We start from the raw sequence: 23,836 nt of genomic DNA, 5'->3' as shown, positions 1-23,836 counted from the left end.
TCTCCTGCGAATCACTTCATCGTTATTGTTTGGTGCCGTTCGAATTCGGCTCGTTAAAGCCCTGTCGCCCAGAATGCCGGAGCACTGGCGCAGGCGGTCTTGATCAGTTCTACAGCCTTGTCGATGTCTTCGGCGGTGGTGAAACGGCCGAGGCTCAGGCGAATGGTGCGGCCGGCCAGGTGCGCGTCGTGCCCCAATGCCAGCAGCACGTGGGACGGTGTATTGCTGGCGGAATTGCAGGCCGAGGTCGCGGAAAACGCGATCGAATGGCTCAGCGCCGCCGGGTTGAACTCACCTTCGCTGAAGGTCAGGCTCAAGGTGTGCGGAATACGTTGGGTGCTGCTGCCGTTGAGGCGTACGCCGGGCAGGCTCAAGAGCTGTTCGAGCAGTCGCTCGCGCAACGCGACGATGGTTTTCTTCTCGTCATCAAAGGCCTCGGCGGCCAAGGCAAAGGCCGAGCCCATGGCGGCGATCTGGTGAGTGGCCAGCGTACCGGAACGCAACCCACCCTCGTGACCACCACCGTGAATCTGCGCCTGCAAGCGCTGTTGCGCACGGGGTCCGACATACAGCGCGCCGATGCCTTTGGGGCCGTAGAGCTTGTGTGCCGAAAACGACATGAGATCCACCGGCCATTGCGCCAGATCGATCGCGACCTTGCCGGCGCCTTGCGCCGCATCGACATGGAACAACGCCCCGCGCCCACGCACTACTTCGCCGATGGCCGGGATGTCGTTGACGGTACCGAGTTCGTTGTTGACCAGCATCAGCGACACCAGAAAGGTGTCATCGCGCATCGCTTCGCTGACCGCTTGCGGGGTGATCAGGCCTTCGGCGTCCGGCACCAGATAGGTCACGGCGACACCGGCGTCCTGCAATTGCCGGGCGGTGTCGAGGATGGCTTTATGTTCAATCTGACTGGTGATGATGTGCCCGCCGGGAACTCCACGGGCCTGGGCCACGCCTTTGAGGGCGAGGTTGTTGGATTCGGTGGCGCCGGAGGTCCAGACGATCTGCTGCACCTGGGCGCCGACCAGTTCGGCGACTTGCCGGCGAGCGTTCTCGACCGTTTGCCGGGCCTGCTGGCCGAAAGCGTGGGAACTGGAGGCCGGGTTGCCGAAGTTACCGTTGAAACCCAGACACTCGATCATCACCTGGATGACCCGCTCGTCCACCGGGGTGGTGGCGGCGTAATCGAAATACAGCGGACGTGTGTTCATAAAAAGACTCGCAGAGCGTGTTCCGGGATCAGGAAGCTCGTGTCTACAAACGGCACGACGCAGCCTTGTGAGCTGCGTCCGGGTTCGAGAGCGTCATCAATACCTGATCGGAGGCCGTTAAAGAAGAACAACTTCATTTAAAAGTGCGTAGGAACGCTCCTGAACACGACTTTAACAGGCATCGGGCCGGCGGTTGTAGCACTGCGTCAGCCAAAGCTTTCAAGGAGTAACGGATACAGCGAAATCACCAGCAGCGCCGCCATGCCCCAGTTGAACAGCCGCAACCAGCGGCGATCCTTCAGTACGTTGCGCAACAGAGTCCCGCACGCCGCCCAGACACCGACGCTCGGCAGATTGATGATGGCGAACACCGCCGCAATCACGACTACATTGGTGAAGTAACCCTGCATCGGCGTGTAGGTGCTGATGGCGCCGATGGCCATGATCCACGCCTTGGGATTGACCCACTGAAAAGCGGCCGCGCCGAGATAGCTGATCGGCTTCGCTTCGCCCTGCCCGCTGTCGCCGACCGGGCCGGAGTGAGCGATTTTCCAAGCCAGGTACAGCAAGTACGCCGCACCCACATAACGCAGGACCGCATAAAGCAGCGGATAAGTCTGGAATACCGCGCCCAGGCCAAAACCCACCGCCACCACCAGCACGAAGAAGCCGCAAGTAATGCCGAGCATATGAGGGATGGTGCGGTTAAAGCCGAAGTTCACGCCCGATGCCAGCAACATGGTGTTGTTCGGCCCCGGTGTGATCGAGGTGACAAGGGCAAACAGGGCGAAGCCCAGCAGCAGGTCGAGCGAGAGGGTCATGGCAGGCAGTCCGTCAGGGTCATTCAGGTGTTGACCCTATCCCACGGCGCCGCGCAAACCCACGGACAGTTGGGAAAAACTTCGAGCGGTACAGTTCGCGATCAGCTCGGACGACCGTGCAGCTGTACGGCCCGTTCGGCGCTCATTTCACCCTTGGTATCGAAACCGAATGTCTTCTGTGGCTGGCCGAGCAATTCGGCTTTTTTCGCGTGGTATTCCTCGAAGGACAGACCGCGACGGTTCAGCGATTCAAGCGCCAGTTCGCGGGTTTCCTCCGCCGTGTAAGGGCGCAGTTCCGGGGAAACGTGGCTCGCGCAACCGGCGAGAACGGAGACAGCGAGCATCAGCGAAACAGTCAGTAAACGATTCATGGGAGCGTCCTGGCGAGCAGTGTGGGTCGATGGAGAAAGGCTACGCCCGGGCACGCTTTAGCAGAAATCAACGCTCTCAATAGTGGCTATCAGAATTCGGGCAGGATTCGCTCTCATATTCTCAAAAGACCTATCAATATCAATTAACAGTCTTTTGCGGAATAACAGTCAGCCTTTATAAATCCTTCATCGCGTTCGGCACTGTTGCTCCAGCAACTGTTTCCCAGGCAACAGCGGTTCAACAAACCGGCCTGAAAGTCACACGAGCACAGCCGCCGACAACGCTCAAAGCCCCGGAATACGGGCCTTACAGGAATTGGTACAGCGCTTGCTCCGACCCGGTGACTACTCACTGCTCACCGAGCAACTGTTGAAAAAGGAACTGACCATGTCGCGTCCACTGAAAGTCGTCGCCCTGTCCGGCGGAACCTGGCGTCCGTCCCGCACCCTGGTGCTGACACAGGCCCTGCTGGCCGAATTGTCCGGGCACTTGCCGATCGAGAGCCATTTGATCGAGCTCGGTGACATCGCCCGCCCGCTTGGCGCCGCACTGTCCCGCCAGGAGTTGCCGGCCGAGATCGAAGCCGAACTGCAAGCCATCGAACAGGCTGATTTGCTGATCGTCGCCGCGCCGGTCTATCGCGGCTCCTATCCGGGCCTGCTCAAGCATTTGTTCGACCTGATCGACCTGAATGCGCTGATCGACACGCCTGTGCTGCTCGCCGGCACCGGTGGCAGCGAACGGCACGCGTTGGTCCTCGATCACCAGTTGCGCCCGCTGTTCAGCTTCTTCCAGGCCGTGACCCTGCCGATCGGCGTGTATGCCACCGAAGCCGATTTCGCCGACTACCAGATCACCAGCGAACCGCTCAAGGCGCGCATCCGCCTGGCCGCCGAACGTGCCGCGCCACTGTTCGGCACTCATCTCAAACCATTGCTGAAAATCGCCTGAGGAGCTGTTCATGGATGTTTTCTGGTTCCTGCCGACTCACGGCGACGGTCACTATCTGGGCACCACCCAAGGCGCACGCCCGGTCACCCTCAATTACCTGAAACAGGTGGCGCAAGCTGCGGACAGCCTCGGCTACCACGGCGTGCTGATTCCCACCGGGCGGTCCTGCGAGGATTCGTGGGTGATCGCATCGGCACTGGTGCCGCTGACCGAACGCCTGCGTTATCTGGTGGCGATCCGTCCGGGGATCATCTCGCCAACCGTTTCGGCGCGCATGGCCGCGACCCTGGATCGACTGTCCAACGGCCGCCTGCTGATCAACGTTGTGACCGGCGGTGACCCGGACGAAAACCGTGGCGACGGCAGTTTCCTCAGCCACAGCGAACGCTACGAAGTCACCGACGAATTCCTCAAGATCTGGCGCCGCGTGTTGCAAGGCGAAGCGGTGGATTTCGAAGGCAAACACCTGAAGGTGCAGAACGCCAAAGCCCTGTATCCACCGGTGCAGAAACCTTATCCGCCGCTGTATTTCGGCGGCTCCTCCGACGCGGCTCACGATCTGGCCGCCGAGCAGGTCGACGTGTACCTGACGTGGGGCGAACCACCGGCCGCCGTCGCCGAGAAACTCGCCGACGTGCGCGAACGCGCCGCCCGTCACGGGCGCAAAGTGAAGTTCGGCATCCGCCTGCACGTGATCGTGCGCGAGACCGCCGAAGAAGCCTGGAAAGCCGCCGACAAACTGATCGAGCACATCAGCGACGAAACCATCGAGGCTGCGCAGAAATCCTTTTCCCGTTTCGACTCCGAAGGCCAGCGGCGCATGGCCGCCCTGCATGACGGGCGCCGCGACAACCTGGAAATCGCCCCCAACCTGTGGGCCGGCGTCGGCCTGGTGCGCGGTGGCGCCGGTACTGCGCTGGTGGGCGATCCGCAGCAAGTGGCGGCGCGAATCAAGGAATACGCGGATCTGGGCATCGAGAGCTTCATCTTCTCCGGTTATCCGCATCTCGAAGAAGCCTACCGCTTTGCCGAACTGGTCTTCCCGCTGTTGCCCGAGCCGTACGCGAGCCTGGCCGGACGCGGCGTGACCAACCTCACCGGGCCGTTCGGCGAAATGATCGCCAACGATGTACTGCCCGCCAAAGCCAACGCCTGAGGAAGACCGAGTGACTGCCAAACCGCAAAGCACCCTGCTCTCCCCGTTGCAGACCGCCCGCCAACTGGCCGCTGAATTTGCCCTGACCGCCGTCGAGCGCGACGAGCGTGGAGGCACGCCGAAAGCCGAACGCGACGCCCTGCGCGACAGCGGTCTGCTGGCCCTGAGCATTCCCACCCGTTACGGCGGCCTCGGCGCGCGCTGGAGCGAAACCCTGCAAGTCGTGCGCGAATTCGCCAAGGTCGACAGCTCGATCGCCCACGTCTTCGGTTTTCATCATTTGATGCTCGCCACCGTGCGGCTGTTTTCTCGCCCGGAACAATGGCAGCCGTGGTTCGAACAGACCGCGCGGCAGAACTGGTTCTGGGGCAACGCGCTCAATCCGCTGGACACCCGCACCGTGGTCAAGGATCTGGGTGGCTGGCGCGAGTTTTCCGGCAAGAAAAGCTTCTGCTCCGGCGCCAGCGATTCGCAGATGCTGATCGCCTCGGCGGTGGACGAAAGCAACGGCGGCAAACTGCTGATCGCGGCGATCCCCAGCGGGCGCAGCGGCATCACCCTGCACAACGACTGGAACAACATCGGCCAGCGCCAGACCGATAGCGGCAGCGCCACGTTCGAACGGGTGCGGGTCGAGGAATCGGAGCTGCTGCTGGATCCGGGGCCGCTGAGCACACCGTTCGCCTGCTTGCGCCCGTTGATCGCGCAACTGACGTTCACCCACATGTTCCTCGGCATCGCCGAAGGTGCCTTTGAAGAGGCGCGGCAATACACCCTGAGTGAAACCCGGGTCTGGCACAAATCCTCGGTGCGCGAGGTGCGTGAAGATCCTTATGTGCTGGCCCATTACGGCGAGTTCTGGGTCGCTCTCGAAGGCATCCGTCTGCTGGTGGAACGCGCCGCTGCATTGCTCGACGAGGCCTGGGCCAAGGGCCCGAACCTCAGTGCCGAAGAACGCGGGCATCTGGCCACGGCGATTGCCACGGCCAAGGTCGCCGCCAGCCGACAGGGCCTGGAGATTTGTAGCCGACTGTTCGAAGTCACCGGCGCCCGTTCGACTCACGCGTCGCTGCGTCTGGACCGACACTGGCGCAACCTGCGTACGCAAACCCTGCACGACCCGCTGGATTACAAACTCCACGAGCTGGGCGACTGGGCGCTGAACCAGTCCCTGCCGGTGCCGACGTTCTATTCCTGATTTTCTTTCGTGGAGCGAGACCCCATGCAACTGCTGACCCTGCCGCCTTCACCCGCCCTGGCCACCTCAATCCGCGCCACTGCTCAGGTCTTCGAAGACCCGAAATCCCAGGCCCTGCTCGCGCATCTGCAACAGGTCGCCCCGAGCGAAGCCAGCGTGCTGATCATCGGCGAAACCGGCACCGGCAAGGAGTTGGTGGCGCGGCATATCCATAACCTGAGCAACCGGCGTAACCGGCCGTTCATCGCGGTCAACTGCGGGGCGTTTTCCGAATCGCTGGTGGAAGCCGAACTGTTCGGCCATGAAAAAGGCGCCTTCACTGGTGCCCTCAGTGCGAAGGCCGGGTGGTTTGAAGAGGCGGATGGTGGCACTTTGTTCCTCGATGAGATCGGCGATCTGCCGATGGCGATTCAGGTCAAATTGCTGCGGGTGTTGCAGGAGCGCGAAGTGGTGCGCCTCGGATCGCGCAAGAGCATTCCCATCGATGTGCGGGTGCTGGCGGCGACCAACGTGCAACTGGAGAAAGCCATCAACGCCGGGCATTTCCGCGAGGATCTGTACTACCGGCTGAACGTGGTCAATCTGGAGCTGAGCCCGTTGCGCGAGCGGCCCGGCGACATCCTGCCGCTGACCCGGCATTTCATCGAGGCCTACAGTCAGCGCCTGGGTTACGGGCGCGTCACCATCAGTCCCGGCGCCGAACACAAGCTGCGCGGCTACAGTTGGCCGGGCAACATCCGCGAACTGGAAAACGTCATCCATCACACGCTGCTGATCTGCCGTAACGGCGTGATCGAACGCGACGATCTGCGCCTGTCGAACCTGCGCATCGACCGGCCCGACGATCAGCACGCGACCGCCGACGACTCACCGGAAGCGCTGCTGGAACGCGCCTTCCAGAAACTCTTCGAGCAACAGGCCGGCGCCCTGCATGAAAAAGTCGAAGACGCGTTGCTGCGTGCGGCCTATCGCTTCTGCCATTACAACCAGGTGCACACCGCGTCCCTGCTCGGCCTGAGTCGCAACGTCACCCGTACGCGGCTGATCAAGATCGGCGAACTGGCGGTGAACAAGCGCCGGCCCACGGAAAACCTGCAAGGCGAGCGCTTGATCCAGCTGTCGATCTAACCCACCAGTTGGCAGTGCAAGCCGTCGTCATGACTGCGGGCGATGCTGCTCAGCACCTGGAATGAACCGAAGGTCACGGTGCGCGCCTGATGGGTGCGGATCAGTTGCCAGAAGTCCTGCTCGCCGGTTTCGAAACTCTGGAACGCCGCCTCCCCCGCCTCGCGGGACTGCCATTGCAGAAAGCTCAACACTCGCCGGCCATCGTCGCTGGCCTGGACGCTCGCGCTGACGAAGCCTGAGTAACGCTGTGCCAGACGTTCGGTCTGCAGCGCCAGCGCCGACACCAGCGCCGGTTGCTGGCCGGGTTCGATTTCAAATTCGATCAATTGGGTGAAGCTGCGGTTTTTCGCTGGTGCTTGCATGACATCCCCACTCTGTCAGGCGAATCTTGCGATTCGAAGGCCTGCAGGGTAAAACCTCGAGTTAACTAGAGGTAAAGGGGCAATTTGCAAATGATCACTGCGCAAAATGTGCACAAGCAACTGACCGTCGGCGAAGTCGCGGCCCGCAGCGGCGTGGCAGTCACCGCCCTGCACTTTTATGAATCCAAGGGGTTGATCAAGAGCCAGCGCAATGCCGGCAACCAACGGCGCTATCCACGGGAAGTGCTGCGGCGGGTGGCGTTGATCAAGGTGGCGCAACGCCTGGGCATTTCACTGGCGGAAATCGGCGAGGCGTTGAAACAGCTACCGGACAACCGCGCCCCCACCGCGGCGGACTGGAAAGTGTTGTCGGAGCAGTGGCGGCGGGAGCTGGACGAGCGGATCAATCAGTTGATGCTGCTGCGGGACCGGCTGACCGGTTGCATCGGTTGCGGATGCCTGTCGATGGAGGCCTGCCCGCTGCGCAATCAGGGCGATGTGCTGGGCGAGCGAGGGCCGGGAGCGCACTTTCTCGACGTTCCCGACTGAGGACTCGCTCCGCTCCGGCATCGCGAGGGCTGCTCGTCGGCTGCTAGGTCATGGCGGCGGCACAGATCTATAGTTGAGCGACCGGCAACCCCGGCGAAGGCACACCTTCAACCGCTAATAAAAACCAGGCAACAAATAACAGGGAGTACCGCCATGAGCGTCAAACCCATTCCCGAGGGGTATCACAGCATTACCCCGTACCTCGGCATTCACAAAGCTGCCGAAGCCATCGACTTCTATAAAAAGGCGTTCGGTGCCACCGAAGTCATGCGCCTGAGCATGCCCGACGGCGGCATCGGCCACGCCGAACTGCGCATCGGCGACAGTGCGATCATGCTCGGCTCGCCATGCGATCAAGGGCCTTTGAGCAATCCGGACACAGCGGTGTCGGTCGGTTTGCATCTGTACGTGACCGATGTCGACAAATCCTTTCAGCGTGCGCTGGAGGCCGGCGCGACCTCGGTGTCCGAGGTCAAGGATCAGTTCTACGGCGACCGCAGCGGGACGTTGAAAGATCCGTACGGGCATCTGTGGTTCCTCGCCACGCGCAAGGAGGACCTGACCCAAGAGCAGATCGAGCAACGGGCAAAAGAGATGTTTCAGCAAGGTTAGCCACGCCGAATATCCATTCCCGCGCAACGCGCGGGGATGGGCGAACACGATTCATGAACCGTCGAACCACGCTTCACGTCTTGTCATGAACGCCCGGCGATTTCAGGATGCAGGCCACGCGCCTGAATAAAGGATCACCCGATGTTTGCCGGATTCGTCAAAGACCAGCGCCACGTCAACGGTGTGGACATCACCTACCGCATCAAAGGCAGCGGCCCGGGCCTGCTGCTCCTGCATGGGCACCCACAGACCCACGTCATCTGGCACAAGATCGCCGGGCAACTGGCCGAACACTTCACTGTGGTCGCTGCTGACCTGCGTGGTTACGGCGACAGCAGTCGTCCGCCGGCGGATGAAGCTCACCTCAACTATTCCAAGCGCGAGATGGCCCGTGACGGCGTGGAATTGATGAACGCGTTGGGCTTCGAGCAGTTCTCGATCCTTGCCCACGACCGTGGCGCGCGAGTCGCCCATCGTCTGGCGCTCGATCATCCCGCCGTCGTGCAGCGCATGGTCCTGCTCGACATCGCGCCGACGCTGGCGATGTACAGCCAGACCAACGAAGCTTTTGCACGGGCCTATTGGCACTGGTTTTTCCTGATTCGTCCGGCACCGCTGCCGGAAACCCTGATCGAAGCCGACCCTGAAGGCTATCTGCGCAGCGTCATGGGCAGTCGCAGCGCCGGGCTCGCGCCCTTCACCGACGAGGCGTTCAGCGAATACCGGCGTTGTCTTGAACGTCCCGGCAGTGCTCGGGGGATCTGTGAGGATTACCGCGCCAGCGCCGGCATCGACCTGGAACATGACCGCATCGACATCACGGCCGGTCGTCACCTGGACCTGCCGTTACTGGTGCTGTGGGGCGCCGAGGGCATTGTCGGTCGGTGCTTCGATCCGCTCGGGGAATGGCAACAGGTTGCCACCGACGTACGGGGCAAGGCCCTGCCTGCCGGGCATTACCTCGCCGAAGAAGTCCCTGAACTGTTGCTCGCCGAAGCGCTCGATTTTCTCCGCTGACTCCCTCCTTCAATCCGGCGGCATGCGCCGTCGGACTGCTTCGCCTCCCCCGCAAAAAATCCGCCCACGCGACAGCAACCTGCAATCGCGAAACATTTACTTTCATATCGTTTATCGGGATTTGCTTCGGTCATCCGTCTTATAGAGATGCGGGCCGGTCGCGTAGGCAAAAGCCACGACGGGCCCTTCAGGGACTGCCGCGCTGCGAAGCCCGTAGTGGCCGAGTCCTCTCACCGAATCAAGACCCGTCATCATGTCGAAGAAATCCCGCTCGAAACTGTGGTTCCTGGTACACAGCTGGCTGGCGTTGCCAATCTGGTTTTTTGTCCTGATCGTCTGCGTCACCGGCACCCTGGCGGTGGTCAGCCAGGAAATCGTCTGGCTGGCGAATCCGCAAATGCGCGCCACCCAACCATCGGACGATGCCCCGCTGCTGGGTTATGACCAGATCATCAGCGCGATCAAGACTGCCGAACCACAGTTGCTGGTCGAACGCATCAGTCGTCCCGACGAATCGCATTTCGCGCTGGAGGTGAACGTCAGTCAACCTGACGGGCGCTCGGTAACGGTCTACGTCAACCCTTACACCGGTGTGATCCAGGGCACCGCGCCCGACTTCAATTTCCGGGCCTTCACCCGGGCCTTGCATGGCTGGTGGCTGGTACCGTTCACCAACGGTTACAGCTGGGGCTGGTATCTGGTGTCCTTCCTGGCACTGCCGATGCTGGCTTCGCTGGTGACCGGACTGGTGGTCTACAAACGTTTCTGGAAGGGCTTTTTCAGCCCGACCCTGCGCCTGCGTCACGGTGCGCGGATATTCTGGGGCGATTTCCACCGTCTCAGCGGCATCTGGTCGATCTGGTTTATCGCGGTGATCTCCGTCACCGCCGTGTGGTTCCTGATCGAAGCCATTCTTTCGGACAACCACATCTCCATCTCCAGCGAGCCGGTCATCGCAGCCATGTCCCGTGAAGGCGTGCCGCTGTCCGCCGATGGTTCGCCACCGCCACGGGTCAGCCTGGATCACGCCATCGAAATTGCCCAGCAACGGATTCCCGGGTTCGAAGCCAGCACCATCAATCTGCCCGGCAATGCCTACAGCCACCTCGATATCCGGGGACGCGGCTGGTATCCGCTGATGTTCCAGTCAGCCACGCTCAACCCTTACAGCGGTGAAGTGGCAGCCTCGCGCCTGCTCTCCGACCGGACCTCCCTGGAGTTCGTCACCGAATCCATGCGTCCGCTGCACACCGGCGACTTCGGTGGACTGTGGATCAAGCTGATCTGGTTCTTCTTCGGACTGGTGCTGAGCATGATGGTCCTCAGCGGGCTGTTGATCTGGACCAAGCGTACCGCGCTGGCGACCGCCAACGCCCTCAAGCGCGAGCACAAGAAACAGCGCGGTCAGGCACAACCGGCCCTGCACCGTGAACCGTCGGAGGTCCATCTGTGAGCAAGTCCACCAGAGTGGTTCAACCTTCGCGACTGAGCGTGATCTGGCATAAATGGCGCTTCCACATCAACGTGCTACTGTTGCTGATTCCGCTGGGATTCATGCCCCGGTACTTCGCCGACCAGGCTCTGTTTCGCGGCGACAGCGGACTGGGCGAACGCGAGATCGGCGAAGTCCAGGTGGGTCCCTGGAGCCTGAGGCTGGCCGAGTTTCGCAACGAACCACCGCTTCCCGACGGCGCGGCCGGTTATCTGAAGGGCTTTAGCGCCGCCCTGTGCGACGCCTGTGTCGAACAGGTCAAGGCCACCTACCTGCGTATCGGCAAGCCGCGCAGTCTGCGCGCCGCGGGTTCGATCTTCTTCGGCACGCCTTACAGCATGGGTACGCAGATGCCCGTCCCGGACAAAACCAGAGCCGACGCCGAACTGTGGATCACCATGGAAGGCTGGGACGGCAGCATGCACCAAGCCTCGATTCCGCTGAGCCAGGCCTCCCCCGCCACCGTTGCCTGGCTGAACAAACAAGGAGCCAAACCATGAGCCACCCTTCCCGCTTGAACATGAGCGTTGCATTGCTGGCGCTGTGCGCCGGTTTCAGCGCCAGCGCCCTGGCCCACAACCCGATGTGCGAGTGCAAGGCCATCGACGCCGAGCAGATCAAATGCACCGGCGGCTTCTCCGACGGCAGCGGCGCGCCGGGGGTGACCCTGGACGTGATCGGCTACGACGAAACCATCCTGGTGCCGGGCAAGCTCGGCGCCGATTCGACCCTGACCTTCAAGAAACCCGGCGCCGAGTTTTATGTGCTGTTCGACGCAGGCCCCGGCCATGTGGTCGAAATCGACCAAGCGGATATCGAAGCCCCATGACCACGCCGACCACCCAGGTTGTACGCCCGGCAGGTGCCGGGCACGAAACCCTCAATGTGCTGCTGATGTGCCTGCTGATCCTTGCGGTTGCCGGTTCCGTGGTCGCATGGCGCGGTGTATCCCACGAACCGGAGCCGGTTTCCAGCCATCAACTGGACGCCCGTCGCGACCTTGGCGCCAGCGAGCAAGGCATCTATGCCGACTTGCGGGTGACCCTCGACGAGATCCACCTGTTGCGCGAAGAACAGCAAGCGTTGCCCACACCACAGAATCTGGCTGATGAAGGCTTCGCCCCGTTTGCCCAGGACGCCAGTTCGGTCAGTCGTGGCGGTCACGTCTGGCAATTGCTGGCGGACAGTGCCTACTTCGGCCAGAGCCAGGTCCCGACCGTGGCCGGTTCGTTTCTGATGCGCCTGAACAACGCCGGGCCGGACATCTGGCTCAACCGCGCCACCGATCTGCAAGCGCCGACAGACCTGTCCGATGCAGCGCTAAGCGCTGCCGGCTGGAAACAGATCGTCGCGCAATTCGATGCCGGGGTGACCCGCGAACATCGTCATTGAACCCTCGCCTTCATTCGAGAGAAGACCGCTTGCCCATGCCTAGTTCATCTCAACGCCGTCCTTTCCTGCGCCTGCTGCTGATCGGCCTGTGCGCCAGCCTGCTGAGCCCGCTGGCCAGCGCCGATCAGGCCAAGCGCCTGCGCATCGGCATCACCCTGCATCCTTATTACAGCTACGTGGCGAACATCGTCGGCGACAGGGCCGAGGTCGTGCCGCTGATTCCCGCCGGCTTCAACCCGCACGCCTACGAGCCGCGCGCCGAAGACATCAAGCGCATCAGCGGGCTGGATGTGATCGTGCTCAACGGGGTTGGCCATGACGACTTCGCCGACCGCATGATCGCCGCCAGCGAAACGCCGAACATCAAGACCATCGAAGCCAACGAAAACGTGCCGTTGCTGGCCGCCACCGGGGTTGCCGCGCGCGGTGCCGGCAAAGTGGTGAACCCGCACACGTTCCTGTCGATCAGCGCCTCGATTGCCCAGGTCAACAACATCGCCCGGGAGCTGGGCAAGCTCGACCCGGACAACGCCAAGACCTACACCCAGAACGCCCGTGCCTACGGCAAACGCCTGCGGCAGATGCGCGCCGACGCCCTGGCCAAGCTGACCCAGGCACCGAACGCCGAACTGCGAGTGGCCACAGTGCACGCCGCTTACGACTACCTGCTGCGCGAGTTCGGTCTGGAAGTCACCGCCGTGGTCGAGCCGGCCCACGGCATCGAGCCGAGCCCGAGCCAGTTGAAGAAAACCATCGATCAACTGCGGGAACTGGACGTGAAAGTGATCTTCTCCGAAATGGACTTCCCGTCCACTTACGTCGAAACCATCCAGCGTGAATCCGGTGTGAAGTTGTACCCGCTGTCGCACATTTCCTACGGCGAATACACCGCCGACAAGTACGAAAAGGAAATGACCGGCAACCTCAACACCGTGGTTCGAGCGATTCAGGAGTCCGGCGCATGACAGCTCAGGAAAACCTGTCGATAGCCAGCAGCGGCCCGACCCTGGATTTCGCTGACGTCAGCCTGACCCTCGGCCGCACGACCATTCTGGACAAGGTCACCTTCCAGGTGCAGCCCGGCAGCGTGCATGCGCTGGTCGGTCCCAACGGCGGCGGCAAGAGTTCGCTGATCAAGACCCTGCTCGGGCAGATGCCCCATCAGGGCCGGCTCAGCCTGCAATGGCCCGGCGAGCCCGGCACCATCGGTTACGTGCCGCAGGCGCTGGAGTTCGATCGCGGCCTGCCGATGACCGTCGACGATTTCATGGCTGCCATGTGCCAGCGCCGCCCGGCCTTTCTCGGCCTGAGCAAACGCTACGCCGGCGCTATCGGTGATGCGCTGGAGCGGGTCGGTATGCAGGACAAGCGCAAGCGCCGGATGGGTGCGCTGTCCGGTGGCGAACGCCAGCGGGTATTGCTCGCCCAGGGCCTGATTCCGGCGCCGCAACTGCTGGTGCTGGATGAACCGATGTCGGCCCTCGACGAAGCCGGAATCCAGGTGTTCGAGCGTTTGCTGGGTGACTGGCGCGCGGCGGGCATCACCGTGCTGTGGATCGAGCACGATCTGGAAGCGGTCGGGCGTCTGGCCAATCGCGTCACCGGCCTCAACCGCCGGGTGCTGTTCGACGCCTCGCCGCAACAGGCCCTGACCCCGGAACGTCTGCTGACCCTGTTCTCGACCCATCCACGGAGCGCTGCCTGATGAGTTACGAAGCCTTTCGTTTGATGGTGCAAGGCTGGGCTTCCTCCGGTTACCTGCCGGAAGCCCTGGCCTACGGGTTTGTGGTCAATGCGCTGCTCGCCGGTATGTTGATCGGCCCGGTGCTCGGCGGCCTCGGCACGCTGGTGGTGGTCAAGCGCTTCGCGTTTTTCTCCGAGGCGGTCGGCCACGCGGCACTGACCGGCGTGGCCATCGGCATTCTGCTCGGCGAGCCCTACACCGGGCCGTACGGCAGCCTGTTCGGCTACTGCCTGCTGTTCGGCATTCTGCTCAACTATCTGCGCAACCGTACCGGCCTGGCCCCGGACACGCTGATCGGCGTGTTCCTGTCGGTGTCCCTTGCGCTGGGTGCCAGCCTGCTGCTGATTCTGGCAGGCAAGATCAACGTGCACATTCTGGAAAACGTACTGTTCGGCTCGGTGCTGACGGTCAACGGGAACGATCTGCTGGTGCTGGCGATTGTCGGCTCACTGGTCATGGCGCTGGCACTGCCGCTGTACAACCGGATCATGCTCGCCAGCTTCAACCCGCAACTGGCGGCGGTACGCGGCGTCGCCGTGAAGACCCTGGATTACCTGTTCGTGATTCTGGTGACGCTGATTACGGTTGCAGCGGTGAAAGTCATCGGTGCGATTCTGGTCGGTGCGCTGCTGGTGATTCCGGCGGCGGCAGCGCGTCTGCTCAGCCAGTCGCTCAAGGGCTTTTTCTGGTGCTCTGTGCTGATCGCCACGGTCAGTACCCTGTGCGGGATTCTTGCGCCGATCGTGTTCGACCTGCCGATTCCGTCCGGCGCCGCGATCATTCTGGTCGCCGGTATCGCCTTCGCCCTCGCCGCGATTGCCCGGGGCGTCGTCCCCAGTCTGAAAGGGAACCTTGGATAAATGGCTTTTTCATTGCGACAACTGACCCTGGCCATCGCCCTCAGCGGCGCGGTTTCGAGCCCCCTGCTGGCTGCCGAGAAACCGTTGCGGGTGCTGGCCTCGCTGCCCATCACTTACGGTCTGGGCGAAGTCCTGCTCAAGGGCACCGGCATCAGCCTCGAGCGCGCGGCGCCGGCGAATCTGCCGGGCAGCCGTCAGACTGCCTACTTCACCGGTCGCGGCGCCCCGGCGCTGAGCAAACTGGCCTCCGGCGCCGATGCGGTGATCGGCGTGCGTTCGCTGTGGGCCGATGATCCGCTGTACCCGATCGCCCGTCGCAGCAACATCCGCATCGTCGAAGTCGACGCCGCCCGCCCAGTGGACGGCGCCCTGCCCGGCATTGCCGTGCAACCGGGGCTCAAGGTCGACGGCCTGAACAGTCAACCGTGGCTGGCGAGCAACAACATGGGGCGCATGGCCGATGTGATGGCGGCGGATCTGGTGCGCCTGGCACCGAAGGACAAACCGAAGATCGAAGCCAATCTGGCGGCGCTGAAGCAGCGCCTGCTGAAACTCAGTGCCGACAGCGAGGCGCGCCTGGCCAGTGCCGACAACCTGAGCGTCATGAGCCTGAGCGATCACTTCGGTTACCTGATCGGCAGCCTGAATCTGGAGTTGATCGGACAGGACGCGCGACCGGATGCCGAATGGACGCCGGAAGATCTGAAAAAACTGACCGCGACCCTGAAAGACAACGACGTAGCAGTGGTGCTGCACCATCGCCAGCCGTCGGATGCGGTGAAATCGGCGATTGCCGAATCGGGCAGTCATCTGCTGGTGTTGAGCACCGATGCGGCGGATCCGGTGGCAGAGCTGGAAGGCAATGTGGATGCGCTGCTCAAGGGCCTGAGCGGCGCGTAAGCCAGTCCTCTGGACATGAAAAAACCCGCTGACTGTTTCCAGTCCAGCGGGTTTCTTTTTGGCTGATGACTTACTGGGCAGCCGCTTGCGCTTCCATCTTCTGGCGCAGGCTCAGCGGGCGCATGTCGGTCCAGACCTCTTCGATGTAGGCCAGGCATTCCTTCTTCAGGCCGCTCTTGCCCACGGTGCGCCAGCCTTCCGGGATGGCCTTGTAGTCCGGCCAGATCGAGTACTGCTCTTCGTGGTTGACCACGACTTGAAAGAGGATATCCTCGCGGTCGAATACTGACGTCATGCTGTGTCTCCATCGCTGTAAGGGTGGGCTGCACGACGGGTGCAGCCGGGTATGTAGAAAGAACGTTCGACGCGGCGAAAAATTTACAGGGCGGCGGTCGCCGCGCTGAGTGCACGGCCGAAGATCTCGGCGACGCGGTCGATTTCCGCAGCGGTGATCACCAGCGGCGGCAGGAACCGCACCACTGCACCATGGCGCCCGCCCAGCTCCAGAATCAGCCCGCGCTTGAGGCATTCACGCTGAACCAGCGGCGCCAGACGCGCAAACGCCGGCGGATGGCCCAGTGCGTCCGGCGTGCCGTTCGGATCGACCAGTTCGACACCTAGCATCAGACCACGACCGCGAATGTCGCCCAGTTGCGGGAAATCGCGCTGCAGAATGCGCAGGTGCTCACTCAGGCGCTCGCCCATGGCGGCAGCGTGTTCGCAGACCTTGTGCTCGACCAGATAACGCATCACCGCGGAACCGGCAGCCATCGCCATCTGGTTGCCACGGAACGTACCGGCGTGGGCGCCCGGCTGCCAGGTGTCGAGCCATTCGCGATACACCACCACCGCCAGCGGCAAGCTGCCGCCGATGGCTTTGGACAGCACGACCACATCCGGAATGATGCCGGCGTGCTCGAAGGCAAACATCTTGCCGGTGCGGGCGAAACCGCTCTGGATTTCGTCGATGATCAGCGCCACGCCGGCCTTTTCGGTGATACGGCGCAGACCGCGCAGCCACTCGATGTCAGCCGGGATCACACCGCCCTCGCCCTGCACCGCTTCGACGATCACCGCTGCCGGCAATTGCACGCCAGCCTCTGGATCATTGAGCAGGTTTTCCAGGTAGCTCAGATTAGCCTTCACACCCGCCGCGCCACCGAGGCCGAACGGGCAACGGTAGTCGTACGGGAACGGCATGAATTGCACGCCACTGCTGAGCAGCGCACCCAGCGGCTTTTTCGGGCCCAGGCTGCCCATCAGGCTCAAGGCGCCCTGGCTCATGCCGTGGTAACCGCCGGAGAACGACAGCACGGTGCTGCGCCCGGTGGCGGTGCGCACCAGTTTCAACGCGGCTTCCACCGCGTCGGTGCCGGTCGGGCCGCAGAACTGGATTTTCGCTTCCTTGGCCAGTGCAGGTGGCAGCAGGCCGAACAGGTCCTGAACGAATTGATCCTTCACCGGCGTGGTCAGGTCCAGAGTGTGCAGCGGCAGTTCATCGGCCAGTACCTGCTGGATCGCCTGGATCACCACCGGATGGTTATGCCCCAGCGCCAGAGTGCCGGCACCGGCAAGGCAATCGATGAAAGTGCGGCCCTCGACGTCTTCGACGTAAAGACCTTTGGCGCGCTTCAACGCCAGCGGAATCCGCCGCGGGTAGCTGCGGGCATTGGATTCCTGCTGGCTCTGACGGGCCAGCAACGGTGACTCATTGAACTGATACAGCGTTTCCGCCGGCGCGGAGGCGATCCGGGCCGACGACTCTTCGATAAGGCTGGTGGCGACTGACATCTCTCGACCCCTCAATACGCTATGGATAGTGACCAAAACTGCATACCGGGCAGGTGCGCGTCCCGGTCGCGGGGCGCACATGCTGGTTTTCCTGTTCTGGAAACGCACCAGCGTGTCGAGGATTTACACCCTTGATCGACTGTCAGGCCGACAATGCCAGCGGCTTGTGCATCGGCAGGCTCAAAACGCCGTGATGCGTGAAGGCAGACGCCGCTTCGCGATACCCCAGACGCCGGCAGAACGCCTCGCCGGTTCGCGTGCTGACGAGCGTGACACAAGGACGGCCACGAATCCTCAGCCAACCCTCGAGATCGCCCATCAGCGCGCGACCCGCACCCCGGCGAAACCACTCCGGCTGCACGTGACAGAACGTGACCTCGCCATTGGCTGCGGCCATACCGACGCCGACCGGTTTATCGTGAAGAAGCGCGATATTCAGATAGAGATGCGGATCAGCGAGCCAGCCGCTGATATGTTCCGCCGATTGTCGGAGGACCCAGCGGTCGACCAGTTGTGGATCGTTGCGATGGTCGAGCGCGCAACCGATGCGGATCGAGCGTTCGAGGATCCGACTGATGATGCCGGCGTCGGCGGAGGTGGCGGGACAGATGTAGATGGGTGCTTCCATGGCGCTGTTTCCCTCAATCCATTGAGTCAAAGGCTGGGGCGACAATAACGTCGCGGCCGGCGGATGACTAATGGAGAGAGGTTACATTTGATGTGCCTGAGTAACTGTCAGACCGATTGCAGCGGCATGGTCAACTCGACCCGCAAACCGTCCGGGCGGCTATCGAAATGCAGGGTGCAGGCGCAACGCTGAACGATCGCCTGGACAATCGCCAACCCCAGTCCGCAGCCGGTGCTCTGGCCGTTGCGCCAGAAGCGCTGGGTCAGATGTTGCAGATCGTCCGGGGCAATGCCAGGCCCGTGATCGCGCACCACGAAACGCACGCGATTGGCGGTGGTTTCCAGGCTCAGCTCCACCGCCCCGTCGGTCGGTGTATGACGCAGGGCGTTGTCCAGCAGGTTGCGCAAGGCTGCGATCGACAGCACCGCCGGCATTTGCAGGGGCGCACCGGACAAGCGTTCTGGCAGGTGCAGCCTGATGCGCTGGCGCTGGTCGCTGGCCGAGTCCTGAATCGCCAGTTTCGCCACCTGCTCGGCACTGCATTGCACACCGTCGTCGAACGACAGACTGCCCTCGACCCGCGCCAGCAACAGCAATTGCTCAAGGGTCCGGTGCAGACGGTCGGCGCCCTCCTCGGCCCGGGCCAGGGACTGATCGCGAGCGCTGCCCTCGGTCATGCGCGCCACTTGCAGGTGGGTCTTGATTGCGGTCAGCGGGCTGCGCAGTTCATGGGCGGCATCGCCGGTCAGGCGACGTTCACGTTCGATGGTCTTGCCGATGCGCTGGAACAGCTGGTTCTGGGTTTCGAGCAGCGGTTTCAGTTCACTGGGGAATGACTGCAACTGCAACGGCTCAAGCGAGTCGGCGTTGCGGCGCATCAAGGCTTCACGCAAGCGATTGAGCGGCGCCAGGCCCTGGCCGATCCCCAGCCACAACAGGCACAGGCAGCCGAGCAACGCCACGCCCACCGGCACCGAGGCCGCCAGCAGGATCGACATGTTCAGGGCTTCGCGCTCGATCACCCGGTCGGCGGTGGTAATTCGCACATCGCCCCGAGCCAGGGTGAAGCTGCGCCAAGGCGCGCCATCGATCATCTGATCGTGGAAACCCATTTTCTGCGCTTCCAGTGCCTGTTCCGGATTATTGTGGCTGCGAGCGAGGATTTCTCCGCGCAGCGAGCTGACCTGACAGGCCATGCCGCCCGGAATGTTCAGTTGCTCGGCGCTGAAATGCGTACCCTCGCCTTTGCTCGGAATGGCCGGCAATTGTTCCAGCAAGCCGGCGACCATCCGCGCCGACGCCACCAGGCGCTGGTCGAGGGAAAACATCATCTGGTTGCGCAGGTCGCTGAGCATCCAGGCGGCCGCCAGGGCCCAGATCAGCGCGAACGCGGCGCCGAGGGTCAGGCTCAGGCGCAGGCGCAGACTCATCACTTGTCAGGTTCCCCGCCATCGGCCGGGCCCAGGCGATAGCCCAGACCCCGCACGGTTTCGACGATGCCTTTACCCAGTTTGCTGCGCAGGTGATGGATGTGCACGTTGAGCGCGTTGCTCTCCAGTTCATCGTTGAAACCGTAGACGCTGTCCTTCAACTGCTCGGTGGACAGCACCCGGCCACGGTTGTGCAGCAAGGCTTGCAGCAGGGATTGCTCGCGACGGGACAGGTCCACCGGGCGGCCCGCCAGCATGGTTTCGCGGCTGCTCGGGTCGTAGGTCAGCGCACCGTGTTCGATCAGGTTGACGCTGCGCCCGGCTACCCGACGCAGCAGGGTTTGCAGACGGGCGAACAACTCACGCAGGTCGAACGGCTTGAGCAGGTAGTCGTCGGCGCCGGATTGCAAGCCGTCGACCCGATCCGTGACCGAATCCCGTGCAGTCAGGATCAGCACCGGAATCTCCAGGCCTTGCTGACGCAGTTGTTGCAGCAACTTGAGACCATCTTCGTCCGGCAGCCCGAGATCGAGCACCATCACGTCAAATTCGGCAACCTTGAGAATCGCCCGCGCCTTGGAGGCCGTGTTGACGTGCTCGACCGTCAGGCCTTGCGCCGTCAGCCCGGCGACGATCCCGCTGGCGATCAACTCATCGTCTTCGCAAACCAGTACGTGCATGGTGAGTCCCGTAGAAAAGTGCTGATTAGGCCGCTGGCCGATTAAGCCGACATTATGCCCCGAACGCCACACCGACAAGGGCGTCGCGGTTAATCATCGGTTAATCGCCGCCCGCCACTGTGCCCCTCAATTGCACAGGGACAAGGCTCCTCCATGCGTCATTTTTTTCTGTTTTTTGCACTGTTGATTTCGAGTCTGGCCCAGGCAGGGAATGATCCCTTTGCGTCAAAACCGGAGTTTCTGCCGGTCGACAAGGCATTCGTGCTGACCTCGGAACGTCTGGATTCCGGTGAGACCCAACTGTTCTGGCAAATCGCCGACGGCTACTACCTGTATCAGAAGCGTCTGAAATTCGACGGGCTGGCGACGCAAAACGTCCCGGCCCTGCCCGAAGGCGAGTCCCACAGCGACGAGTATTTCGGCGAGCAACCGGTCTATCGTCAAGGCCTCGAGCTGAAAATCCCGGCAGCCGCCCAAGGCCAGATCAAGGTCAGTTATCAGGGCTGCGCCGACGCCGGTCTTTGCTATCCCCCGCAGACGCGAGTGATCGACCTCGGCGGCAAAGCCTCAGCAACGACAGATGAAGCACCGGATCAGGCACTGGCCAGCGGTCTGCAACAGCACTCGCTGGGCTGGAGTCTGCTGGTGTTCTTCGGTCTCGGTCTGCTGTTGGCGTTTGCGCCGTGCTCGCTGCCGATGCTGCCGATTCTGGCGGGCATGGTCGTGGGCAGCGGCGCCACGCCGCGTCGCGGTTTCGCGCTGGCCGGCAGCTATGTGGTATGCATGGCGCTGGTGTATGCGGCGATGGGCGTCATCGCCGCGCTGCTGGGGGCGAACCTGCAGGCGTGGTTGCAGAACCCGTGGCTGCTCGGGACGTTCGCGGCCGTGTTTGTGGTTCTGGCGCTGCCGATGTTCGGCTTCTTCGAGCTGCAATTGCCGGTGGCCCTGCGGGATCGACTGGAACACGCCTCGCGCAGTCAGCGCGGTGGCAGCCTGGTCGGCGCCGGCGTATTAGGCGCGCTGTCCGGTCTGCTGGTCGGCCCGTGCATGACCGCACCGCTGGCCGGCGCCCTGCTCTACATCGCGCAAAGCGGCAACGCACTGCACGGCGGCCTGATCCTGTTTGCCCTTGGCATCGGCATCGGCGTGCCGCTGCTGTTGCTGGTGACGGTCGGCAATCGCTTCCTGCCCAAGCCCGGCGCGTGGATGAATCTGCTCAAAGGCGTGTTCGGCTTCCTGTTCCTCGCCACCGCGCTGCTGATGCTGCGACCGGTGCTGGATCCGTCGCTGTGGCTGGGTCTGTGCGGCGCGCTGCTGTTGATCGCCGCTTACAGCGCATGGAAACAGTCCGAGGGCTTTGGTCGCGTAGCGCAATTGTTCGGTGCCGGTTCGCTGTTGCTGGGTCTGTGGGGCAGTCTGCTGGTGGTCGGTGCGGCGGGCGGCAGTGAAGACCCGTATCAGCCGCTGCAGGTATACAGCGCCGGCCGCGTCGGCACGGCGGCCCCGAACGGCCACGAAGGCTTCACGACGATCAAGGATCCCGCTGCCCTGCAACGCGAGCTCGACACCGCCAAAGCGCAGGGCCAGTGGGTGCTGCTCGACTACTACGCCGACTGGTGCGTGTCGTGCAAAGTCATGGAGAAACAGGTGTTCGGCCAGGCGCGGGTGATGCAGGCCCTGAGCGATGTGCGCTTGCTCCGACTCGACGTCACCGCCGACAATGCCGCCAGCCGCGAACTGCTCGGCCGTTATAAAGTGCCGGGGCCACCAAGTTTCGTGTGGATCGGCGCCGACGGCGAAGAGCGCCGCAGCCAGCGCATCACCGGCGAGGTCGATGCCGACACTTTCCTGCAACGCTGGACCACCACCCGAGACGCCCGTTAATGCTGACCTTCACCCTCGGCACCTTTGCCATCGCCCTCAACCATCTGCTGCTGATCAGCGCGCTGGCGCTGGCGACCTTCGTCGGCTGGCGGGTGGCCAAGCGCGGTGGTGACAACCCCGAGTCGGCGCTGTTCAGCCTGTTTCTGCTCGGCATGCTGGCGGCGCGCGTTGCATTTGTCGCTGTGTACTGGGGCCACTATCGCAACGATCTGTGGCAGATCATCGACCTGCGCGACGGCGGTTTTCTCGCCTGGCCGGGGGTGATCGTGCTGTTGCTGGCGGCACTGTATCGCGGCTGGCGCCGGCCGGGTTTGCGTCGACCGCTGGGCTTCGGCGTGGTCAGCGGTGTGGCGTTCTGGGTGCTGGCGACCCTGTCGCTGAACATCTACGAGCAAGGCACGCGCCTGCCGGACATCACCCTGCGCAACGCCGCCGGGGAAACCGTGAAACTCACCGACTATCAGGGCGGGCCGCTGGTGATCAACCTGTGGGCCACCTGGTGCCCGCCGTGCCGACGGGAAATGCCGGTGCTGGAAAACGCCCAGCAACAACGCCCGGACCTGACGTTCCTGTTCGTCAACCAGGCCGAAAGCATGCAAAGCGTTGCGACTTTTCTCGAAACCCAGGGCTTGAGCCTGAACAACGTGTTGTTCGACCGCAGCGGACGCCTCGGTCAGGCCGTGGGTTCCATGGCCCTGCCGACTACCCTGTTCTACAGCCCGGACGGTCGTCTGCTGGGCAGCCATCTGGGCGAGCTGTCGAACGCCAGCCTGGCCCGCGCCCTGGAAAACTTCGACACCCCGGCTTCCAGCCCGAATCCGGCCACCTCTTCTTCAAGGAAACTGCCATGCCCCGCCTCCGCCACCTGCTGACGCTGACCATGAGCGCAGCCCTGCTGCACTTGCCGTCGGTACAGGCCGCCGAAGAATTGCCTGAAGCGATCAAGAAGATTGAAGCCAAAGGCGCAAAAATCGTCGGCCAGTTCGACGCGCCGGACGGCTTGCGTGGTTACGCCGCGCAATACCAGAACCGTGGCATGGCGCTGTACCTGACGCCGGACGGCAAGCATGTGCTGCTGGGCAACCTGTACGACGCCGACGGCAACGACCTGAGCAGCGCGCCGCTGCAAAAACTGGTCTACGCGCCGATGGCCAAGGAAGTCTGGGCCAAGTTCGAGGCCAGCAACTGGATTCAGGACGGCAACAAGGATGCACCACGCACGGTGTACCTGTTCAGCGACCCGAACTGCCCGTACTGCAACATGTTCTGGGAACAGGCCCGTCCCTGGGTCAAGGCCGGCAAGGTGCAGCTGCGACACATCATGGTCGGCATCATCCGCGAAGACAGCCCGGCCAAAGCCGCCGCCCTGCTCGCCGCCAAGGATCCGAGCAAGGCCCTGGAAGATCACGAGAAAGCCGGCAAGGCCAGCACCCTCAAGGCCTTGAAGGACATTCCGGTCGCCGTGCAGACCAAACTCGCAGCGAACATGCAGCTGATGGAAGACCTGGACTTGCAGGCCACCCCGGCGATCTTCTACATGGACGACAAGGGCGAGCTGCAACAACAGCAAGGCGCGCCGACGCCGGACAAACTGGCGAAGATTCTCGGCCCGAAATAAAAAACGCCCACGCAATGCGTGGGCGTTTTCG

At 62.9% G+C, this 23,836-nt stretch carries 27 protein-coding genes; 18 read left to right on the top strand and 9 right to left on the bottom strand.

The features are described 5' to 3' along the window. Positions 1-53: 53 nt before the first annotated feature. The 3 genes from QRN46_RS12895 to QRN46_RS12885 form a co-directional block, all read right to left on the bottom strand. Complete coding sequence (locus QRN46_RS12895) at positions 54-1,220, bottom strand: aminotransferase class V-fold PLP-dependent enzyme (RefSeq protein WP_201815674.1); 1,167 nt, start codon at positions 1,218-1,220, stop codon at positions 54-56. 206 nt (positions 1,221-1,426) lie between these two features. Further along, complete coding sequence (locus QRN46_RS12890; protein ID WP_201815675.1) at positions 1,427-2,041, bottom strand: LysE family translocator; 615 nt, start codon at positions 2,039-2,041, stop codon at positions 1,427-1,429. Positions 2,042-2,142: 101 nt separating this feature from the next. Beyond that, positions 2,143-2,412, bottom strand: a complete 270-nt coding sequence (locus QRN46_RS12885; RefSeq protein WP_011335229.1) for a hypothetical protein — start codon at positions 2,410-2,412, stop codon at positions 2,143-2,145. Between the two features lie 388 nt (positions 2,413-2,800). Here QRN46_RS12885 and msuE point away from each other — a divergent pair, with 388 nt between their 5' ends. The 4 genes from msuE to QRN46_RS12865 are packed head-to-tail and all read left to right on the top strand — an operon-like array spanning position 2,801 to position 6,846. Continuing rightward, complete coding sequence (gene msuE / locus QRN46_RS12880) at positions 2,801-3,364, top strand: FMN reductase (protein ID WP_285355019.1); 564 nt, start codon at positions 2,801-2,803, stop codon at positions 3,362-3,364. A gap of 10 nt (positions 3,365-3,374) precedes the next feature. Continuing rightward, on the top strand, positions 3,375-4,520 hold the full coding sequence (gene ssuD, locus QRN46_RS12875; protein WP_007955828.1) for an FMNH2-dependent alkanesulfonate monooxygenase: 1,146 nt from the start codon (positions 3,375-3,377) through the stop codon (positions 4,518-4,520). A gap of 10 nt (positions 4,521-4,530) precedes the next feature. Then, positions 4,531-5,718: an acyl-CoA dehydrogenase family protein gene (locus QRN46_RS12870; protein WP_011335232.1), complete on the top strand. Its 1,188-nt coding sequence runs from the start codon at positions 4,531-4,533 to the stop codon at positions 5,716-5,718. Positions 5,719-5,742: 24 nt separating this feature from the next. Then, complete coding sequence (locus QRN46_RS12865) at positions 5,743-6,846, top strand: sigma-54 interaction domain-containing protein (protein ID WP_064378552.1); 1,104 nt, start codon at positions 5,743-5,745, stop codon at positions 6,844-6,846. On the opposite strand, the gene QRN46_RS12860 is transcribed toward QRN46_RS12865, so the two are convergent. Next, complete coding sequence (locus tag QRN46_RS12860) at positions 6,843-7,208, bottom strand: antibiotic biosynthesis monooxygenase (RefSeq protein WP_011335234.1); 366 nt, start codon at positions 7,206-7,208, stop codon at positions 6,843-6,845. The two genes, QRN46_RS12865 and QRN46_RS12860, sit on opposite strands and share 4 nt — an antisense overlap. 90 nt (positions 7,209-7,298) lie before the next feature. On the opposite strand from QRN46_RS12860, the gene soxR reads away from it, so the two are divergent. The 11 genes from soxR (at position 7,299) to QRN46_RS12805 (ending at position 15,774) form a co-directional block, all read left to right on the top strand. Further along, positions 7,299-7,757: a redox-sensitive transcriptional activator SoxR gene (gene soxR, locus QRN46_RS12855; protein ID WP_011335235.1), complete on the top strand. Its 459-nt coding sequence runs from the start codon at positions 7,299-7,301 to the stop codon at positions 7,755-7,757. A 153-nt stretch (positions 7,758-7,910) separates the two neighbouring features. Next, positions 7,911-8,369, top strand: a complete 459-nt coding sequence (locus QRN46_RS12850; protein ID WP_201815681.1) for a VOC family protein — start codon at positions 7,911-7,913, stop codon at positions 8,367-8,369. A gap of 141 nt (positions 8,370-8,510) precedes the next feature. Beyond that, entirely contained in the window at positions 8,511-9,386 is an 876-nt protein-coding gene (locus QRN46_RS12845) for an alpha/beta fold hydrolase (RefSeq protein WP_285355010.1), read from the top strand. 253 nt (positions 9,387-9,639) lie between these two features. Then, on the top strand, positions 9,640-10,839 hold the full coding sequence (locus QRN46_RS12840) for a PepSY-associated TM helix domain-containing protein (protein ID WP_221616069.1): 1,200 nt from the start codon (positions 9,640-9,642) through the stop codon (positions 10,837-10,839). Continuing rightward, positions 10,836-11,378: a PA2404 family protein gene (locus QRN46_RS12835; protein ID WP_285355006.1), complete on the top strand. Its 543-nt coding sequence runs from the start codon at positions 10,836-10,838 to the stop codon at positions 11,376-11,378. The genes QRN46_RS12840 and QRN46_RS12835 overlap by 4 nt, the downstream gene beginning before the upstream one ends. A gap of 20 nt (positions 11,379-11,398) precedes the next feature. Next, positions 11,399-11,707 carry a hypothetical protein gene (locus QRN46_RS12830; RefSeq protein ID WP_236676411.1) on the top strand — a complete coding sequence of 103 codons (309 nt, stop codon included), beginning with the start codon at positions 11,399-11,401 and terminating at the stop codon, positions 11,705-11,707. Beyond that, entirely contained in the window at positions 11,704-12,270 is a 567-nt protein-coding gene (locus QRN46_RS12825; protein ID WP_011335241.1) for a DUF6162 family protein, read from the top strand. The genes QRN46_RS12830 and QRN46_RS12825 overlap by 4 nt, the downstream gene beginning before the upstream one ends. 35 nt (positions 12,271-12,305) lie before the next feature. After that, on the top strand, positions 12,306-13,235 hold the full coding sequence (locus QRN46_RS12820) for a metal ABC transporter substrate-binding protein (RefSeq protein WP_011335242.1): 930 nt from the start codon (positions 12,306-12,308) through the stop codon (positions 13,233-13,235). Further along, entirely contained in the window at positions 13,232-13,975 is a 744-nt protein-coding gene (locus QRN46_RS12815) for a metal ABC transporter ATP-binding protein (protein ID WP_064378562.1), read from the top strand. The genes QRN46_RS12820 and QRN46_RS12815 overlap by 4 nt, the downstream gene beginning before the upstream one ends. Next, positions 13,975-14,874, top strand: a complete 900-nt coding sequence (locus QRN46_RS12810) for a metal ABC transporter permease (RefSeq protein ID WP_011335244.1) — start codon at positions 13,975-13,977, stop codon at positions 14,872-14,874. The genes QRN46_RS12815 and QRN46_RS12810 overlap by 1 nt, the downstream gene beginning before the upstream one ends. Further along, positions 14,875-15,774, top strand: coding sequence for a metal ABC transporter substrate-binding protein (locus QRN46_RS12805; protein WP_285355002.1), 900 nt, complete (start codon positions 14,875-14,877; stop codon positions 15,772-15,774). A gap of 70 nt (positions 15,775-15,844) precedes the next feature. Here the strand turns inward: QRN46_RS12805 and QRN46_RS12800 are convergent, their stop codons facing one another. From QRN46_RS12800 to QRN46_RS12780, 5 genes are all read right to left on the bottom strand, one after another. Beyond that, positions 15,845-16,069 (bottom strand): MbtH family protein, encoded by a 225-nt coding sequence (locus QRN46_RS12800; protein WP_011335246.1) that lies wholly within the window; start codon positions 16,067-16,069, stop codon positions 15,845-15,847. Positions 16,070-16,152: 83 nt separating this feature from the next. Then, entirely contained in the window at positions 16,153-17,565 is a 1,413-nt protein-coding gene (locus QRN46_RS12795; protein ID WP_285355000.1) for an aspartate aminotransferase family protein, read from the bottom strand. Positions 17,566-17,707: 142 nt separating this feature from the next. After that, positions 17,708-18,193: a GNAT family N-acetyltransferase gene (locus tag QRN46_RS12790; RefSeq protein WP_285354998.1), complete on the bottom strand. Its 486-nt coding sequence runs from the start codon at positions 18,191-18,193 to the stop codon at positions 17,708-17,710. A 107-nt stretch (positions 18,194-18,300) separates the two neighbouring features. After that, positions 18,301-19,623, bottom strand: a complete 1,323-nt coding sequence (locus tag QRN46_RS12785; protein ID WP_201815692.1) for an ATP-binding protein — start codon at positions 19,621-19,623, stop codon at positions 18,301-18,303. Beyond that, positions 19,623-20,303 (bottom strand): response regulator, encoded by a 681-nt coding sequence (locus QRN46_RS12780; RefSeq protein ID WP_201815693.1) that lies wholly within the window; start codon positions 20,301-20,303, stop codon positions 19,623-19,625. The genes QRN46_RS12785 and QRN46_RS12780 overlap by 1 nt, the downstream gene beginning before the upstream one ends. Before the next feature lie 153 nt (positions 20,304-20,456). On the opposite strand from QRN46_RS12780, the gene dsbD reads away from it, so the two are divergent. From dsbD to dsbG, 3 genes are read left to right on the top strand one after another with little or no spacing between them, the layout of a single operon-like run. Beyond that, complete coding sequence (gene dsbD, locus QRN46_RS12775) at positions 20,457-22,187, top strand: protein-disulfide reductase DsbD (protein WP_201815694.1); 1,731 nt, start codon at positions 20,457-20,459, stop codon at positions 22,185-22,187. Then, a complete protein-coding gene (locus tag QRN46_RS12770) occupies positions 22,187-23,059 on the top strand; it encodes a TlpA disulfide reductase family protein (protein WP_201815695.1) in 873 nt (290 codons plus the stop codon). The genes dsbD and QRN46_RS12770 overlap by 1 nt, the downstream gene beginning before the upstream one ends. Next, positions 23,035-23,805 (top strand): thiol:disulfide interchange protein DsbG, encoded by a 771-nt coding sequence (gene dsbG, locus QRN46_RS12765; RefSeq protein WP_085655122.1) that lies wholly within the window; start codon positions 23,035-23,037, stop codon positions 23,803-23,805. Before QRN46_RS12770 ends, dsbG begins: the two co-directional genes overlap by 25 nt. Positions 23,806-23,836: the final 31 nt, after the last annotated feature.

It is taken from the genome of Pseudomonas sp. lyk4-R2A-10 (assembly GCF_030209075.1).
GTDB lineage: Bacteria > Pseudomonadota > Gammaproteobacteria > Pseudomonadales > Pseudomonadaceae > Aquipseudomonas > Aquipseudomonas glycinae.
The sequence above is the reverse complement of the archived record's forward strand: the minus strand, read 5'-3'. Positions and strand labels throughout refer to the sequence as shown.